Annotated in this window: 10 protein-coding genes; 2 read left to right on the plus strand and 8 right to left on the minus strand. The window is 70.5% G+C overall.

Annotation, left to right across the window (positions count from 1 at the left end; translation table 11 throughout):
* Positions 1–24 precede the first annotated feature (24 nt).
* The 8 genes from LXT21_RS16565 to LXT21_RS16600 all read right to left on the minus strand — a co-directional run bounded on the left by LXT21_RS16565 (position 25) and on the right by LXT21_RS16600 (position 14,699).
* Positions 25–1,257 (minus strand): hypothetical protein, encoded by a 1,233-nt coding sequence (locus LXT21_RS16565; protein WP_254039093.1) that lies wholly within the window; start codon positions 1,255–1,257, stop codon positions 25–27.
* Between the two features lie 61 nt (positions 1,258–1,318).
* Positions 1,319–3,937, minus strand: coding sequence for a TonB-dependent siderophore myxochelin receptor MxcH (gene mxcH, locus LXT21_RS16570; protein WP_254039094.1), 2,619 nt, complete (start codon positions 3,935–3,937; stop codon positions 1,319–1,321).
* A gap of 60 nt (positions 3,938–3,997) precedes the next feature.
* Entirely contained in the window at positions 3,998–5,374 is a 1,377-nt protein-coding gene (locus LXT21_RS16575; RefSeq protein ID WP_254039095.1) for a class II 3-deoxy-7-phosphoheptulonate synthase, read from the minus strand.
* On the minus strand, positions 5,371–9,915 hold the full coding sequence (locus LXT21_RS16580; protein WP_254039096.1) for a thioester reductase domain-containing protein: 4,545 nt from the start codon (positions 9,913–9,915) through the stop codon (positions 5,371–5,373). Before LXT21_RS16580 ends, LXT21_RS16575 begins: the two co-directional genes overlap by 4 nt.
* Positions 9,916–9,987: 72 nt before the next feature.
* A complete protein-coding gene (locus LXT21_RS16585; RefSeq protein ID WP_254039097.1) occupies positions 9,988–10,914 on the minus strand; it encodes an isochorismatase family protein in 927 nt (308 codons plus the stop codon).
* 39 nt (positions 10,915–10,953) lie between these two features.
* Positions 10,954–12,585 (minus strand): (2,3-dihydroxybenzoyl)adenylate synthase, encoded by a 1,632-nt coding sequence (locus LXT21_RS16590; RefSeq protein ID WP_254039098.1) that lies wholly within the window; start codon positions 12,583–12,585, stop codon positions 10,954–10,956.
* Positions 12,582–13,787: an isochorismate synthase DhbC gene (gene dhbC, locus LXT21_RS16595; RefSeq protein WP_254039099.1), complete on the minus strand. Its 1,206-nt coding sequence runs from the start codon at positions 13,785–13,787 to the stop codon at positions 12,582–12,584. Before dhbC ends, LXT21_RS16590 begins: the two co-directional genes overlap by 4 nt.
* 138 nt (positions 13,788–13,925) lie before the next feature.
* Positions 13,926–14,699, minus strand: coding sequence for a 2,3-dihydro-2,3-dihydroxybenzoate dehydrogenase (locus LXT21_RS16600; RefSeq protein WP_254039100.1), 774 nt, complete (start codon positions 14,697–14,699; stop codon positions 13,926–13,928).
* Positions 14,700–15,232: 533 nt separating this feature from the next.
* On the opposite strand from LXT21_RS16600, the gene LXT21_RS16605 reads away from it, so the two are divergent.
* Together LXT21_RS16605 and LXT21_RS16610 are read left to right on the plus strand one after the other, a co-directional pair.
* Complete coding sequence (locus tag LXT21_RS16605) at positions 15,233–16,036, plus strand: cyclic nucleotide-binding domain-containing protein (RefSeq protein WP_254039101.1); 804 nt, start codon at positions 15,233–15,235, stop codon at positions 16,034–16,036.
* A 381-nt stretch (positions 16,037–16,417) separates the two neighbouring features.
* On the plus strand, positions 16,418–18,318 hold a 1,901-nt coding region (locus tag LXT21_RS16610), incomplete at its 3' end, for a condensation domain-containing protein (RefSeq protein WP_254039102.1).

Consider the following 18,318-nt stretch of genomic DNA (forward strand, 5'->3'; position numbering starts at 1 on the left):
CCCCGGGTTCATCCCGCCGGGACTTCAGCGCAGCTGCAGGAACGAGAAGATGAGGCCGTCGGAGCTGAAGGCGACCTTGCCGCTCTGGTCCGTCAGCTCACGGAAGTTGGTGAGCGACGAGTTGTTGGTGAACTCGGTGAAGAGCAGGCGGTTGTTGTCCGCCTCGTAGAGGAACGTGCTGCCGGAGGACGCGGGCAGCGAGGCCACCGCGGCGGCGGTGAAGGTGCTCAGGTTGAGCTGCCAGAACTTCCACGCCGGCGCGCTGGCGACCAGGCGCGGGTGGGCCTCCGGGTTCACCGTGTAGTTCTGCTCGTCCAGCACGCGCAGGTAGGCGGTGCCGTTGGGGCCGCGCAGCAGCGAACCCGTGGTGGCGTTGTTGGTCAGCTCCGACAGCTCGCGGTAGAAGTTCGCGTCGAACGCACCGCTCTCAGGGTTGAAGCGAATCAGGCAGGGCGTCGCGGCCTTGGTCGCGCCCTTCAGGCGGTGCACGGCCGAGCCGTACGCCTCGGTGGCCAGGTACACCTGGTTGTCCGGGCCGACGACGCTGTCACGCACCCAGCCGCAGCGGTCGTCCTTGACGATCTTGACCGAGTCGTTCGTGGTGTCGATGACCACCACGCCGGCCTGGTTGATGACGGCGATGTCCGCGCTGGGGCGCCAGGCGATGGGGATGATGATGCGGGTGCCCACGCGCACCGGCATGGTGGAGAAGGACGTGAGCGCGCCCTCGATGGCCAGGCCCGTGAGGGGGATGGCGCTCGTCACGGACATGGCGGCGGGGTTCCACACGATGATCTGCGCCGTGTGGGCGTCCACGAAGTACGCCTTGGTGTCGGAGACGAACTGGAACTGGTGCTGGTACTCCTCGATGTTGTCGATGCCGCGGCCCTTGAAGCTGACCTCGCCGTCGGACTCGAGCGTGCCCTTGGAGGTGATCTTGAACCGCTCGACCTTGGCCTCCTCGCTGTGGCTGACGAACAGGACGCCCGCCTTGCGGACGCCAGAGCCGAGCGCGCGGCCGGGAATCTCCACGGCGTCCTTGAGGGAGATCTTCTCGGTCTGGTCGACCGAGCGCAGCAGGGCCACGTAGCTGATGGCCTCGCCGTCGACGCTCGACTGGGAGATGGCGGCGTAGAGCGGGCCGTCGTAGTCGGCCTCGTCGGGGTCCTTCTTGTCGTCACCGCAGGCCGCGAAGAGCGACAGCGCGAGCGCCGCGGCGGTGATGCGCGGCAGGGGGAAGAACGAACGGACCTTCATGGGGGGATTTCCTTTCACGACGTTGAGAGTTGAGGCGTGGGGACTGCGTTGTTCGGAAGGGTCAGAGCTCGGCGACCATCTTGGCGGACACACTCCGCCCGGGACGTTGCACGCCGTAGAAGTCCATGGCGGTGGCGTCGGTGAGGTTGCGCACGTCGACCGTCCAGCTCAGCGTCGCGCGAGCGGTCCGCGTGAGGTACGTGATGGCGAGCGAGTGCAGCAGCTGCGAGGGGATGCGCATCTTCGAGTCCTTGCTGCCCAGCCCCTCCCAGCCCCGGTAGAAGGTGTCGACGAAGCGGGTGTGCCAGGACAGCGACAGCTCATCGCGCGCCGAGGCCAGGCCGCTCAGCTGGAAGCGGGCGCTGCCGTTGGCCAGGAGCGAGGGACGGTTGGGCAGGCGCTGACCCTCGAACGTCCCGAAGCTGCCCTCGGAGGAGACGTTGCGGAGGTCCTGGAAGGTCGCGTTGCCGTCCAGCGAGAGGTACTGGCCCGGCGAGGTCCACCCCACGGCGCCCGTGGCGCCCAGGACGCGGGCGGCGAAGACGTTCTGGTAGGTGAAGTAACCCTCGCGACCGATGGGGATGATGAACCGGTCGGTGAGGCGGGCGAAGCCCATCGCGCCGCCACGGAACGTGCCTGTGGGCAGCTCGCCGCTGTCGAACGCGAGCTCCAGGTTGACGTTGTGGCTGGTCTCCGGCTCCAGGGTGAGGTTGGAGTCGATGAGCATGCCGTCGCCGAAGAGCTCGTCGGGGCGGGGCAGGCGCGTGGCCCACTCGTATGCCGCCTTGGCGGTGAGCCGGGGCGTGACGTGGTAGCGCAGCGAGTCGCCGACGCCGAAGTTGAAGGTGTCCCGGTCGACGGGCGCGAAGGCGCCGCTCGCGCTGATGCGCTCCGCGCGCGCCAACTGCACATAGCTCTTGGCGAAGGCGATGTTCTCCAGTCGCTCGTCGAGCGCATCGAGTTCATGCTCGAGCCCCGTCACGAGGTTGAACAGGCTGCGCTCTCCCGTGAGCGGGTCCTGCTGTCCCAGCCGCTCCAGCGCCCGGTCCTCTCCGGCGCGCGTCACGTACGTGGGCGCCACGGCCAGGCGCAGCATCTGGTTCGGGGCGAAGGTCCAGCCGACGTTGGCTCGGACGAAGGCCGTGTGCTGTCCCACCCGCCGGTCGATGGCGCGGGACTGGAGCTCCCCGGGCTGGGGAAGGGTGATGACGCAGCGGCCGTACCAGTCGTAGGCGCAGGAGCCCAGGTCCGTCAGGGAGGCGCGGCGGTAGACATATCCACCGACGGCATCCACCACGAAGTCTCGCGCATGGAGCTGCTCGAAGCGGAGCGTGGCGCCACCGGAGCGGTTGCTCGTGTCGATGTCGCCATACGCGTTGCTCATCGTGGCGTCGTGCTGGACCTCCTTCGTGGAGGAGGAGCCGAAGACGCGCAGGCTGAGCTTGCGGGCCCAGGGCCGGTTCAGCACGCCGACCTCCACGCCGCCGCCGCCCGCGCGGAAGGCGTCATGGAAGCGCGGCAGGCGCGCGTCGTGGATGCGGCCCTCCGCGTCGTCCACCTTCACGTCGACCAGGTAGTCGTTGGGGCTGGAGTCGAAGAAGCCGCTGGCGCGGACGAACAGGCCCGAGGCCGTGCCGTGCTGCGCGCTCGCCGTCACCCGATGGGTCTCGAACGAGCCCAGCTCGTACGAGGCCGACGCCCCCGTGCGCTGGAGGTTCTCCGCGGTGACGATGTGCACCGCGCCGCCCAGCGCGTCCGCGCCGAAGCGCGCCGGCACCACGCCCTGGTACAGCTCCATGCGCTGGACCAGGTTGACGGGGACGTTCGCGAAGTCCGGACCGAAGCCCGCGAGCTCCAGCGGGACGCCGTCGATGAAGAAGCGCACCTGGTCCTCGGACAGGCCCGCCAGTGAGAACCGCGCGCGGCTGCCCAGGCCCCCTCCGCGCCGCACGTCGACGCCCTCGGTGCGCGCCAGGGCCTGGGCCATGTCCACGGCCTCGCGCTGGAGGTTCTCCGTCTCGACGACCTTCACCGACTCGGCGGAGCGACGCCGGCGGTTCGCCACGGACTCGCCCTCCACCGTGACGTCGATGGCCTCCTGGGTGACGTCCACGGGCGTGGTGGTGATGACCGGCGGCGGCTCGGCGCGCTCGCCCGGCGAGGAAGGCATGCCCGGCGCGGGCTCCACCGCTGCGGTCGGCTCGGGAGCGACGTCGCGCGCCTGGCCGGGAGCCTCCGTCACGACGGTGGCCTCAGGGGCCACGGGGAGCCGGAACTCGTAGCTGTAGGCGATGCGCGAGGGGACGGCGACTCCGTCGCGCCGCGCGGGCTCGAAGCGGAAGCGCAGCGCCGCGTCTCGCGCCGCCTCGTCGAAGCCGTGGCCCTGGGGCTCCAGGACCTGCGCCTCGGTGACGGCGCCCTGGTCATCCAGCGTCAGCTTCAGCCGGACGGTGGCCTCCAGCCGGGCCTGCTCCGCCTCGGCCGGGTAGGGCGCCTCGATGAAGGTCACCAGCTTCGGCGGCACCACCGACGGCGGCGGTGCCTCCGCGACAGGGGACGTCCCACCCTCGACCTGCGCCCATGCGGGCCGCGGCGCGGCCAGACACATCAGCACCGCCGCGCCCCGGAGCACGCGGCCCACCAGTCCACGCGAATCGTGGATTATGAAAATGGTTCTCATTTTCATTTTTCGGGCCGTTTATTCCTGTGCACCCAGCGATGTCAAGAGTTGGGGATTGAGTCAGGCTGCACGGGCATGAGGAGACTTCATGTCCCGGAGTTTTTCCGCGACCATGAAGGAAAGCTGGAGTGCCTGGTCTCCGTTCAGGCGCGGGTCGCAGTGCGTGTGATAGCGGCTGTGGAGGTCGTCCTCGGTGACGGCGAGCGGGCCGCCCAGGCACTCGGTGACGTTCTGGCCGGTCATCTCCAGGTGCATGCCGCCGGCGTGGACGCTCTCGGCGGCGGCGACCTCGAGGAAGGTCTTCACCTCGGAGAGGATGCGGTCGAAGGCGCGCGTCTTGTAGCCGTTGCTGGCCTTGTGGGTGTTGCCGTGCATCGGGTCGATGGACCAGATGACGGGGCGGCCGTCGCGGCGGGTGGCGGCCATGAGGCGGGGGAGGCAGTCGGCGACCTTGTCGGAGCCGAAGCGGCCGATGAGCGTGAGGCGGCCGGGGATGGCGTCCGGGTTGAGGGCGTCCATCATGCGCAGCAGGTCATCGGGCTCCAGGGTGGGGCCGCACTTGACGCCAATGGGGTTACGGATGCCGCGCATGAACTCGACGTGGCCGCCGTCGAGCTGGCGGGTGCGCTCGCCAATCCAGAGCATGTGGGCGGAGCCGTCGTACCAGTGGCCGCTGGAGGCCTCCTGGCGCGTCATCGTCTCCTCGAAGTTGAGGAGCAGGGCCTCGTGGCTGGTGAACAGGTCCACGGGGATGGGGGACGGCGCGTTGTGTTCGGCCGTGGGGCTCAGCGCGTTGATGAAGCACAGCGACTCGAAGATGGAGTCGGCGAGCTTGCGGTAGTTGTCGGCGCCCGGCGTGCCGGCGACGGAGTCGAGCGACCACTGGTGGAGGTTGCACAGGTCCGCGTAACCGCTCTGGGCATAGGCGCGGAGCAGGTTCAGCGTGGCGGAGGACTGGTGGTAGGCCTTGATGAGGCGCTTGGGGTCGGGCGTGCGCTCGGCCGCGTCGAAGTCCATGCCGTTGATGATGTCGCCGCGGTAGGCAGGCAGCGTGACCCCGTCGAGCGTCTCCACGGGGCTGGAGCGCGGCTTGGCGAACTGGCCGGCGATGCGGCCCACCTTCACCACGGGCCTGCCGCCGGCGAACGTGAGCACCAGCGCCATCTGGAGGATGAGGCGGAAGGTGTCGCGGATGTTGTCGGAGGTGAACTCCTTGAAGCTCTCCGCGCAGTCACCGCCCTGGAGGAGGAAGGCCTTGCCCTGGGCCACCTGCGCCAGCGCGGAGGAGAGCCGGCGCGTCTCCGCGGGGTTCACCAGCAGGGGGAGCCGGGAGAGCTCGTCCTCGACGCGGGTGAGGGCGCGCGGGTCCGGATAGTCCTCCGGCATGTACTTCACGGGCTTCTGCCGCCAGGAGCGGGGGTTCCAGTTTCGGTTCATCGGGAGGGGGCCGTTTCCAGAGGGGTGCCAGGCGTCGCCGGCAGCAGGCCGTTCGCGACGCAGTAGGCGAGGTATCGGAAGAAGAGGGGGCGGTCCGCCTGGGGGCAGGTGATTCCCGTGCCCTCCAGGGCGTGATGGAGGCGCTGACAGCGGATGGGCCCCAGGCCGAACGCGGGCTGGGCGTCACCGGAGCGCAAATCGAAGAAGGCCAGGGTGGTGGTGGTGTCGGCGGTGCCCGCGCGCTCGGCGACCTGGGCGCGCCACTGGGGAACGGGGAGCAGGTCCACGGGGTAGCCGTACTCGCGCACCCAGCGGAACAGGTCCGGCAGTCGCACGTCGGGGACGGGCGTGACGTTGAACACCGTGCCAGGCGTGGCCGCGCGCGACAGCTTGACGATGGCGCGCGCCACGTAGTCGACGGGCGTCCACGTCTCGCCCACCTCGAGCATCGGCAGCGCTCGGGCGGGGATGCCCGCGAGGAGGATGCGCCAGACCAGGTCCTGCGGGTTGACGATGGCGGTGTCGGTGGCGCCGACGACGCGGCCCAGTCGGTAGACGGCGACGGGCAGGCCACGCTCGGAGGCCTGCTGCACGAGCCGCTCCGCGACCCATTTGCTCTGCTGGTAGCCGTCGCGAAGGCCGGGATGCGCGGGCACGAAGTCCTCGGGCACCTCGGGGCTGACGTCGGCCTGAGGTGCCACGGCCAGCGTGGACACGTAGTGGAAGGGTTTGGGCCGTACGGCGGCGGCCAGACGCAACAGCTCGCGCGTGCCCCGGACGTTGACGGCCTGGAGGCTGCCGTACTCACGCACCACGCTCACCACGGCGGCGTTGTGCAGGATGACATCGCATTCGGCCGCGAGCCCGTGGAAGCGCGCGCTGTCGAGCCCGAGCCCCGGCTGGGTGAGGTCCGATGGGAGCGCGAGGACGCGCTCGGAGAGCCCCTCGGTCGACAGCCGCTGCGACGTCATCGCCGCGCGGATGCGCTCCAGGGCCTGGGGCTCGTCCTTGGCGCGCACCAGGCACACCACGCGCGCACGTGTCTGGCGCAGGAGCTGGTCGAGCAGGTGCGCGCCGACGAAGCCGGTGGCGCCGGTGAGCAGCACCTGGCGGGGTTCGGGGAAGAGCGCCTCGAAGGTGCGCGCGGGGCCCGTCGTGGCGGGAGGCGTGAGGCGGGGGACGATGTCCTCGGGCAGCTCGGCGTCCGCGAGCATCGTCGTGCTCGGGCCGGAGGTGGCGTGGCCGCTGGACTCACCATGCTCCAGCGCCTGGGCGAGCGCGGCGGCCGTCGGGTAGCGGAACACGGTGGCGACGGGGACCTCGCGTCCCAGGGCGATGCCCAGGCGGTTGGCCACCTGGATGCTCTGGAGGGACTGGCCGCCGCGGTCGAAGAAGTCATCCTGCGCGGTGAGGCCCGTGGCGCCCAGGACCTCTTCCCAGATGCCCAGCACCACGCGCTCCAGCTCCGTGGGGGCTTGCGCCGTCTGGGTGGTGGTGTCGACCACGGCCGCCTTGCGCAGCTCGGCGCGGTCGATCTTCCCGGTGCTGGTGCGAGGCAGCCGCTCAGCGAACACGATGGCGCCGGGCACCATGGGGGCGGGCAGGTTCGCGAGCAGGTGCTTGCGAAGGTCCGCGGCGGACGGCGCCGGTGACTCCGCGACGATGTGCGCGCACAGGCGGCGCGCGCCACCTGGGAGCGTCTGGCCCACGACGGCGGCCTCGCGCACGCCAGGGTGGCCGAGCAGCACCGTCTCCACCTCGGCGGGGTCGATGCGGTGTCCGCTGATCTTCAGCTCGTCGTCCACGCGGCCGACGAAGACCAGCTGTCCGTCCTCACGCATCCGGGCCTTGTCGCCAGTGCGGTAGGCGCGGGGCTGGCCGGGCAGCGCGGCCAGCGAGATGAAGCGGGCCTTGTCCAACTCCGGGCGTCCCAGGTAGCCGCGAGCGAGCGCGCCGCCCATCAGGCACAGCTCGCCCTCGGAGCCTCGGGCGACGATGCGCCCCTGTGCGTCCACCAGCGCCGCGCGCACGCCGGGCAGCGGAACGCCGATGGGGACCTCGTCCCGCTCGGACGTGGGGCCATTCGCGTCACCGAGCGAGGCCACCGTGGCCGCGCGCGAGCTGGGCAGCGGCATGGCGATGGAGGCCTCTCGATGCTCGGACGTGGAGCCACTCGCGTCACGGGTCGTTGCCGAGCGCACGCTGGGCAGCGGCATGGCGATGGAGGCCTCGCGATGCTCGGACGTGGGGCCATTCGCGTCACCGAGCGAGGCCACCGTCGCGACCACCGTGGCTTCGGTGGGGCCGTAGGTGTTGAGGAGCTGCACGCTCGGGCCCACCGTGGCGCGCCAGCGCGCGACCCGCTCCGGGAGCGCGGCCTCGCCGCCGATGATGACGGTGCGCAGCGAAGAGGGCAGCTTCGCCGCGCCTGTGGACACGGCATAGGCCAGCTCGTGCCAGAACGCGGTGGGCAGGTCGAGCACGGTGATGCCGTGGGCCGCGCAGGCCTCGAGCAGCCGCGGCACCGACTGGAGCATCTCGTCGGTGCGCAGCACCAGGCGTCCACCCACGCACAAGGTCAGGAAGACCTCCTCCACGCTCGCGTCGAAGTGCAGCGGCGCGAACTGGAGGACGCGGTCCTCGCGGGTGAAGCGGTAGCGGTGCGTGGCGCCCGCGACGAAGTGCGCCAGCGCGTCGTGGGGAATCTGCACGCCGTTGGGTTGCCCCGTGGAGCCGGACGTGTAGATGACATACGCGAGGTGCTCACCGGCGGCGCGCGCGGGCTGCTCGACCCCGGCGACGTCGCGACGCTGGATGGTCAGGTGTCCCGAGGCGCGAGGGCTCGCGTCCGTGGCCCCGACGGCGTCCGAGGGGGCGACGAGCAACGCGGGCGTGGCGTCCTCGAGGATGGCCGAGGTGCGGGACACAGGGCCGTTCGGGTCGAGCGGGAGGTAGCCCGCGCCGGAGCGGAGGATTCCCAGCGACGCGATGATGGCGTCGAGCCCCCGAGGCACCTTCACCGCCACCGGCGTATCGGCGCGAGCCCCCTGCTCGGTGAGCTTTGCCGCGAGCGCCCCGGAGGACTCCCACAGCTCGCGGTACGTGAGCTGGAACCCTCCGTGCTCCACGGCGATGGTGTCGGGCTGCTCGCGGACCTGCTGCTCCATCAGCTCGAGCACGGGCCGAGGGGCCGTGGGGAGCGGGCCACCATCGAGCAGCGAGGCGTCCGCCGAGGAGGCCACCGCACCCTGTCCACGCAGCGGCGCTTCCGGCGCGCCCAGCCAGGTGTCGAGCACCTGGAGGAACTCACGCTGGTGGCTGTCCACCGTGCGCGCGTCGTAGCAGACGGGGTTCGCGTCGAAGTCGACGCGCAGGCCGCCGCCGTCGGAGCGGGCGTACATGCCGATGGAGAGGTCCTCCACCGGGCCCGCGGAGATGTTGTGCGCGATGCCGGGCAGTCCCGCGAAGCGCAGGCCGTAGTCGAACGGCATGATGTTGACCACGGGGCCGAACAGCTTGCGCTGCCCACCCACGCGGCGCAGGTCGCGGCGCAGCTGCTCGTAGCGGTAGCGCAGGTGCGGCCGCGACGCCTTCAGCTCCGAGGCGATGTTGCGCGCCAGCGACACGAGCGAGGCGTCCGGCGCCACGGGCACGCGCAGCGGGACGATGTTCATCGCCATGCACGGCACGCGGATGGCCGCCGAGCCCAGCCGCGTCATCACCGGCAGACCCAGCACCACCTCGGGCGCGTCCGTGCGCTGGTGGATCCACGCGGCGGCCGCGGCGAGCACCAGGTCCGGCCACGTCAGGCCCACCTGCTTCGCGACGGCCTGCATCCGCTCCACGTCGACCTTCTCCAGCTGTCGCGTGGCGCGCACGAAGGTGGCGGACATGGGCGCGGGCGGGGCCAGCGTCACCGGCAGCGGCGCGTCCGTGAGCCGGCCGACCCAGAACTCACGGTCCTTCTCGAACTGGGGACCCGCGCGGTACGCGGCGTCCTCGTCCAACACGGGACGAAGGGGCGCGAAGCCCGCGGGCGCGGCCTTGCCCGTGACGCGCGAGGTGTAGAGGTCCGCCACGCGGCGGGCGAGCAGCGAGAAGCCGAACCCGTCCATCGCGATGTGGTGGACGCGCTGGAACCAGAACCAGCGCTCCGGGCCGGCCTTGAACAGGACCTGCGCGAAGAGGGGCCCCCGGGTGAGGTCCACGGTGCGCGTCAGGTCCTCGCGCATCCACGCCTGGGCGGCGGCCCACGGGTCCTCGGAGGACGTCAGGTCGACGTGCTGGAGCGCCCAGTCCACCAGGGGCGTGACCCGCTGCGAAGGACCCGCCCCGGTGGTCTCGAAGCGCGCGTGGAGGGCCTCCGCCTCGGTGACGGTCTGTCGGACGGCCGCCTCGAAGCAAACGGGGTCGATGGCACCGCGAAGCTCGATGCACTCACCGGCGTTGTAGATCGGACTCGCGAGGTCGAGCTGTTGACCGACCCAGATTCCGTGCTGGGCCGCGGACAGCGGCCAGCGTGCGTCGTGTGATTCGGGCATCGACAGGTCCTTCGTGGGGGGACATCGAGCGGGAGCGAGGTGAGGGTGCCTCGCTCCGTCAACAACGAGGCACTACCGCTGGAGGGCCACCTGGGCGCCGCTGGCGTCCGGGCGCGGGAGCGTCATGGTGCCGAGCATCGAGTACCACTCGCTCAGCGTGGGGCGCTCGGCCAGCTCCACGAAGGAGGACTCGAAGCCGTAGCTCCTCCAGCGCTCCACCAGGCTCATCAGGCGGATGGAGTCCATGCCGAGCTCGAGCAGGTTCGCGTCCTCGCCCACCTCCTGCGCGGACACCTGGAGCAGCTCCGCGACGTCCGAGCGAATCTGCTGCCGCGTCAGTCGCGGGAGCGTCGTGGGCCCGGGCACGCCCAGCATCTCGAGGACCTGCTGCGTGGTGGTGGTGACGGCGCACAGCTTCGCGGCGTAGTTGAGCGCGAGGTGGTGGTGGTCGAGCGAGAAGTCACCCAGCGCGTCCGCGACGAGGAAGGGCTGGATGTGGCTCATGAAGCCGTCGCTGGCCGTCTGCAGGCAGCCGATGTGCGCGTAGATGCCGCAGATGATGAGCTGATCCCTCCCGAGCGCCCGCATCGTGTTCAGCAGGTCCGTGCGGCGGAACGCGCTGTAGGTCCACTTGGTGAGCTGGAGGTCGATGTTGGTCGGCGCCAGCTCGTCGATGATCCGCTTCTGCTCCGGGGCATCGGGGATGCCGCCCCCCCAGAAGTCCATCAGGAGGCCGCGCTGGTCCGGCGTCTGGCCCCCCGGCTGCGCGGAGTACGCCACGGGGATGACCATCGAGTGGGCGTGCTGGCGCAGCCGCTGGATGTTGGGGACCAGCTCCGACACGGGCGACTGCCCCGGCGTGAAGGCGTTCACGAAGTAGTGCTGCATGTCGTGGATGAGCAGCACCGCGCGCTTCGGTTCGAGCTTCCAGGCGACCTTGTTCTTGGGCAGGTCGGCGGCGCCGGGCATCGGGTAGGGGGAGATGGCGGGGAGCGCCATGGCGAGAACCTTTCTGGTGCGAGCGTGGGGGAGTGGGCTTCAGCGGGGCGCGGTGGGCTGACTGAGCTTCTCGCGCAGCGCCTTCTTGCTGACCTTGCCGACACCCGTCTTGGGGAACGTGTCGAGGAACTCGACCCGGTCCGGAATCTTGAAGGCCGCCAGGCCCCGCTCACGCAGGAACGCGGTGAGCGACGTGGCCGGAGGCGGCGTGCCGCGGGGGATGACGAACGCGCAGGTGCGCTCGCCCAGGAACGCATCCGGCATGGACACGACGGCGGCGTCGTGGACCTCGGGGTGCGCGAGCAGGTGGTTCTCCACCTCTTCGGCCGCCACCTTGTCGCCGCCTCGGTTGATCTGGTCCTTCGCGCGGCCCTCGACCACCAGGTAGCCGTCCGCCGTCATCCGGACCAGGTCTCCAGTGCAGTAGAAGCCGTCGGAGGTGAAGGCGCGCGCGTTGTGCGTCTCCGCCTTGTAGTAGCCGCGGATGGTGTACGGCCCGCGCGTGAGCAGCTGGCCCGTCTCGCCCACCGCGACGTCCTGCCCGTCCTCGTCGACGATGCGCACCTCGTCGTCCGCGCAGATGGGGCGGCCCTGGGTGTTGACGATGCGCTCCTCGGAGTCGTCCAGGCGCGTGTAGTTGACCAGGCCCTCGGCCATGCCGAAGACCTGCTGCACCGTGCAGCCCAGCGTGGGCTTCACGCGCGCGGCGGCCTCCGCGCTGAACTTGGCGCCGCCCACCTGGAGCACGCGCAGGCTGGACAGGTCATGGCGGCGCGCCCTGGCCGCGTCCATCCACACCATGGCCAGGGGCGGCACCAGCGCGGTGATGGTGACCTTCTCCTTCTCGATGAGGGGGAAGGCCACGTCGGGGCTCGGGTGCAGGGCCAGCACCGCGGTGCCGCCCGCGTAGAACGTGCCGAACACGCCCGGCGAGCTCATGGGGAAGTTGTGCGCCACCGGCAGCGCGCACAGGTACACGCTGGAGGTGTCGAGCTGGCAGATCTCCGCGCTGGCCCGGAGGCTGTAGAGGTAGTCGTCGTGCGTGCGCGGGATGAGCTTGGGCACGCCCGTGCTGCCGCCGGACAGCTGGAAGAAGGCGACGTCGTCGGGCCGGGGCTCGGTCAGCGCCACGGGCTGGGCGGCGTACAGGCTCTCCAGCGAGGTGAACGGGCCCGCGTCGCCCACGACGAGGACGTGCTCGAGCGTGGGCGTCTTCGCCTGCACCGTGGCGGCGAGGTTGCGGTAGTCGAAGCCGCCGTGGCGGTCCGCGATGACGTAGGCGACCGCCTCGGTGAACTCGCAGAAGTAGCCGATCTCCGAGCCGCGGTGCGCGGGCAGGGCGAAGACGGGCAGGGCGCCCAGCCGGAACAGCGCGAAGCACACCTCGTAGAACGCGGCGATGTTGGGCAGCTGCACCACCACCCTGTCCGTCGCGCGGATGCCCAGGCCGTGCAGGCCCGCGGCCAGCCGGTCCACGCGCGCGTCGAGCTGCCGGTACGTGAGCCGCTCGGCGCCGGAGACCAGCGCGGTGCGGTCCCCGTGGTGCTCGGCGCGCTCACGCAGGAGCTTCCCGAAGGTCTCCCCGCGCCAGTAGCCCGCGGCGCGGTAGCGCTCGGCATAGTCCACGGGCCACGTGGGGCAGCCGGGGAGCCGGGACGCGTCCGTGCTCACGGCTTCACCTCGGCGCCCTGGCCCAGGCCCATCGCCTGGAGCATGGTGCGGAACTTGGCCTCGGTCTCCGCCAGCTCGGACTCCGGCTTGGAGCCCGCGACGATGCCGGCGCCCGCGAACAGCCGCAGCGAGCTCTCGTCCGCCTCCGCGCACCGGATGGTCACCGCCCACTGGCCGTCGCCGTTGGCGTCGCACCAGCCCACGGTGCCCGTGAAGTAGCCCCGGTCGAACGGCTCGATGTGGCCGATGGCCTCGTGCGCCAGCTCCGTGGGGAAGCCGCACACGGCCGGCGTGGGGTGCAGCGCCATCGCGAGCGTCAACGACGAGATGGACGGGTCGGCGATCTCCCCGACGATGCGGCTGGACAGGTGCCACATCGTCTGCGTGCTGACGAGCGACGGACGGGCCGGCACATCCAGGGTCTTGCAGAACGGACGCATGGCCTCCGCCACCGCGTCGATGACCACCGCGTGCTCGTGCAAATCCTTGGGGGACTCGAGCAGCCGGGCCGCCCGGGCCTGGTCCTCCACGGGGTCCGGGCTGCGCGCCGCGGAGCCCGCCAGCGGGTTGGCCACCACCTGCATCCCGTTGCGCGACACGAGCAGCTCGGGGCTCGCGCCGATGAGCGTGCGCCGACCCTCGCCCTGCAGGTCCACGGCGAAGGTGAAGCCGGACGGGTTGCGCCGGGCCAGGTTGTGCAGGAGCCGCTGCAGGTCGATGGGCGTGGTGGCGCTCAGGTGCAGCGAGCGCGACAGCACCACCTTGCGCAGGGGGCCGCTCTCCATGAGCTTGAGCGCCTGGGCCACGCCGTCCAGGTACCTGGCGGGCTCGGGCACCGGGCGCACGGTGTAGCTCTGCGGGAGGACGGGGTGCGGCATGGCCACGTCGTCGAACACGAGCGGGCCGGCGCGCTGCAGCGTCATGGGCACCACGAGCTGCGCGGGCGCGCGGCCGACGAAGGGCACCGCGCCCACCGCCACCGGGATGTCATGGTCCGCCTGACGCGCGTCGCTCAGCACCTTGGCCACGCGCTCGCCCAGCCGCTCCAGGGAGCTCTGGCCTCCCACGTGCGGCACGGTGGCGAACGTGCCCCGCGCCAGCAGCGTCCGGCGAGGCGAGGCGAAGAAGAAGGAAGAGCCGGCCTCGTAGCTCTCGAGCAACTGCGCCGCCAGCTTCTGGGGTGCCACTTCGGTCGTCTTCACAGCCAACCTCCTGTTGCGGAGGGCCTGGGGCGCGCAGCGGATGCGCCCCCCCGGGTCCTCCTGCTGTTTCAATCCTGAAACAAAAGTAACAACCTCAACCGCGAACCACGGGCGCCCCGGCGGGGCGGGCACGCGCGCTCAGGTGCCCAGGGTGGCGCCGCCGTCGACACACAGGTCGTGCAGGGTGATGTGGCGCGCGCGGTCCGACACCAGGAACTGCACCGCGTGGGCGATGTCTCTCGGGTCGGCGATGCGCTGGAGCGGGATGCCGACGCGGAAGCTCTCCGAGGAGCCGGCGATGACGGCCTGGGCGCCGTTGGCGTCCTTCCACATGCCCCGCTGCATGTCGGTGTCGGTGGAGCCCGGAGACACGACGTTGCAACGGATTCCGTATTGCGCCAGCTCCAGGCCCAGGCACTTGGTGAACATGGTGGAGGCGGCCTTGGACGCGGCGTAGGCGCCCATCTGCAACCGGGGCGTGCTGGAGGCGTTGGAGGCCACGGTGACGATGACGCCCTCGCGCCGGGGGACCATGCGCCGGGCCACCGCGCGCGAGACATGGAACACGCCGTTCGTGTTCACGCCGAAGGTCGTCGCCCAGTCCTCGTCGCTCATCTCCACGATGGGGGACATGCGCAGCACGCCCGCCACGTTCACCAGGATGTGGATGGGGCCCAGCTCCTTCTCGATGCGCTCCACCACCGTCTCCACCGCCGCGGCGTCACTGACGCTGACCGGCCACGCGCTGGCCTTGTGGCCTCGGGCGCGCAGCTCCGCCACCAGCGCCAGCAGCCCCTCGGCGTTCGTGTCGAGGGCGGCGATGGTCGCCTCGGGCGCCAGCACCCGCGCGACCTCGGCGCCGATACCGCGCGCCGCGCCCGTCACCAGTGCCACCCGCGGTGTGTCTCCCATCGAGTCCATCTCCTTCGTCCTGGGCCCGTGGGGTCCGTCCGGAAAGTGGGATAATGAGAATGGTTCTCATTATCGATATTGAACGTCTAAGTGCCATGCGCAGTCGAACGTGTCAAGGGTGGTGACACGGTGCGCGAATGTTGCGAATTATTTCGGGGCGCGTTTCGGTGTGAGGTTGTCTTCCATCACCGAGACGTGGGGCGGTGGTGTTTGTCATCCCCGGGTTGTTTCGTTTGACGCCCGAGGACTCCGGGGCAAGTGCCAACAAGGCCCACCGTGAGCCATTTCCCAGAGGAGGGGACGGGGCGCTGACGTCCCACGGCGCGCGGAGAGGACGTGCGGGAAACCCCTAGTACCGGGGGGCGGCTGGGATGAAGTTTTCTGCCCCACGACAATTTCGGGACGTGGAGGCGTCTGTCATACGTATCCACTCCGTGTCCGAGGGGGGCATGACGATGACCCGGTCCACCGCATTCCCAGTCGTGTCTCCGGATTCTCGGAACCCCGAGAAGGATGGAGAGGGTCCTCCGGCGGTGCCGACCATCCCTTCGAGAGATCGAGAGCCGGTGGGGCGGGCTCCACTCCCAGTGTGGACGCGGTTCCTGCCGGCGGGACGGGTGGTGGTGCGCGAGGGAGACCCGGGCTCGTCGATGTTCGTCATCCTGGAGGGGCGGGTGGGGGTGTACCGGGAGCCCGCGGGCGCGGAGGCGCGCATGGTGGGGCAGCTGTCCGGTGGGCACTTCTTCGGTGAGATGGCGCTGATGACGAAGTGCCCGCGGACGGCGAGCGTGGTGACGATGGAGCGCACCGTGTTGCGGGAGCTGTCTCGGACGGGGCTGGTGTTGATGGGCGCGCGTCACGGCCTGGAGGCACCGGTGGTCGAGATGCGGTGTCGCGAGCGGCTCCTGGAGGATGCGTTGCGGAGCAGTCCGCTGTTGAGCGGGCTGTCACCGGAGCTGTGGACACAGCTGGGCAGCGCGCTGGTGCCCTGCTCCATCGGCGCGGGTGAGACGCTGCTCACGCGCGGTGTCCCCGGCGAGGCGCTCTACATCCTGCTGCGCGGAACGTGCGGCGTCTTCCACACGCACGCGGATGGTCGTGTCACCCCGTATCCGGACATGGGGGAGGGCGCCATCTTCGGCGAGGTGTCCTTGCTGCGCGGGCGACTGGCGACGGCGACGGTGAAGACGCTGACGCCGTGCACGCTGCTGCGCTTGGACCGGGACGTGTTCCGCAAGTTCTTCTGGGGACAGGCGGAGATTCGTCGCGCACTGGTGAGCCTGGGGCTGGAGCGCATGCACCGGACGATGGACGTCATCGTCAACCCGTCGGAGTGAAGCGAGCGTCCGTTCAGCGCGGAGCCTGGTTGCTCGCATGAAGCCTGTGCGGGCGCGTCTCACGCGTCGCGTTGGGCCTGCCCGCACGTGTCGCGTATCCAGGTGTGGAGCAATTTTCCGAGTGCCCTGACGCGAACGCTCCTACCCGGGTCTCGCGCACACCACGCTCGCAAGTGTGAACCGCACGTCCTTGTGGGAGGGCTGCGTGCAATTACACCGGTTTTCTATGTAAGACATGTTTTGCCTGGACTCCCCTCCCAGGCCCCCTCTCCCATGACCCAGCCACGCTCCCAGGACCTCCGCGTTGAGCGCAGCGTCACCCGTGCGATGGAGCCCCGCACCGAGACCGAGCGCGCGGTGGCGCTCATCTGGAGTGAGGTATTGAACATTCAGCAAGTGGGCGCGCTCGACAGCTTCTTCGAGCTGGGAGGCCACTCATTGCTGGCGACGCAGGTGTTGTCTCGCCTCCGGACGGTGATGCGGGTGGAGCTGTCGCTCCAGGAGATGTTCGACCTGGGGACGGTGGAGGCGTTGGCGGGGCGCATCGACGCGTTGGTGGCGCTGCGGCCCGGAGAGGTGCTGGAGCCGGTGCGTGCGTCGCGGGAGCGGCCGTCGTCGCTGGTGCCGTGCGAGCGGCAGGCGGAGTTGTCCTTCGCGCAGCAGCGGCTGTGGTTCCTGGACCAGTACGCGCCGGGCAGTCCGCTCTACAACCTGCCCGCGGCGATTCGCCTGGAGGGCACGCTCGACGTGGCCGCGTTGGAGCGGGCCTTCACGGAGCTGGTGTGTCGGCACCAATCGCTGCGCACGGTGTTCCCAGCGCGGGATGGGCGGCCGTTGCAGGTGGTGGCGCACGCGGGCAGCGCGCCGATGGCGCTCGAGGTGGAGGACCTGCGCTACCTGCTCACGTCGGAGCGCGAGGCGCTGGGGCTGCGCGCGGTGCGCGAGGAGGCACGCAAGCCGTTCGACCTGGCGCGGGGGCCGCTCCTTCGCGCGCGCCTTTTGCGGCTCCAGGAGCGCGAGCACCTGGTGGTGGTGACGATGCATCACATCGTCTCGGACGCGTGGTCCATCGCGGTGCTCATCCGGGAGATGGTGGCGCTCTACGAGGCCTTCAGCGTGGGACGTGGGTCCCCGTTGCCCGAGCTCCCCATCCAGTACGTGGACCATGCGGTGCGGCAGCGTGACCGGCTGCGCGGTGATGCACTGGAGCTGCAGGTCGAGTGGTGGCGCAAGCAACTGGAGGGAGCCCCTCCTTCGCTGGAGCTGCCGACGGACCATCCTCGCGGGGAGGATGCGTCGAATCCGGGCGCGGTCATCAAGGTGGCGCTGCCGGTGGGGCTGGTGCGGATGGTGCGCGGCTTCTGCCGACAGGAGGGCGCGACGCTGTTCATGGGCCTGCTGGCGGGGCTGCAGGCGTTGCTGGCGCGCTACTCGGGGCAGGACGACATCTGCGTGGGGGCTCCCGTCGCGGGGCGGACCTCGCCGGACACGGAGGGGTTGATCGGCTTCTTCGTGAACACGCTGGTGCTGCGCACGAAGCTGGACGGAGCGCCGACGTTCCGTGAGCTGCTGAAGCGGGTGCGGGCGACGACGCTGGGCGCGTACTCGCACCAGGATGTGCCCTTCGAGAAGCTGGTCGAGGTGCTCCAGCCAGAGCGACAGCCGAAGCGGACGCCGTTCTTCGAGGTCGCGCTGGTGCTGGTGAACACGCCCATGGCGGCGCTGGAGAGCCCGGGGCTGCGCTTCCGTCCGCTCGACGTGGACAGTGGCACGTCGAAGTTCGACTTCACGCTGACGTTGACCGAGTCCCCCTCGGGGCTGACGGGCACGCTGGAGTACCGCACGGACTTGTACGAGTCCGCGTCGGCCGAGCGCCTCGTCGCGCACCTGGAGCGGTTGTTGGAGCGCGCGGTGCTCGCGCCCGATGTCCGCCTGTCCGAGTTGTCGTTGCTCACGGAGTCGGATCGACGGCTCGCGCTGGAGAGCTGGAACCCCGCGCCCTCGGAGTCTCACGTCGAGGTCTGCGCGCACGAGCTGGTGGAGGCGCAGGCGAGGAGGACGCCGGAGGCGGAGGCGGTGGTGTGGGGAGGGGAGTCGCTGACGTACGGGGAGCTGGAGCGACGGGCGAATCAGCTGGCGTGGCACCTGGGGGCATTGGGAGTGGGGGCGGGGGAGCGGGTGGGTTTGTGCATGGAGCGCTCGCTGGAGCAGCTGGTGGGGCTGCTGGGGATATTGAAGGCGGGTGCGGCGTACGTGCCGTTGGACGCGAGGTACCCGGCGGA

This window comes from Myxococcus guangdongensis, assembly GCF_024198255.1.
In the GTDB taxonomy this organism is placed as follows: domain Bacteria; phylum Myxococcota; class Myxococcia; order Myxococcales; family Myxococcaceae; genus Myxococcus; species Myxococcus guangdongensis.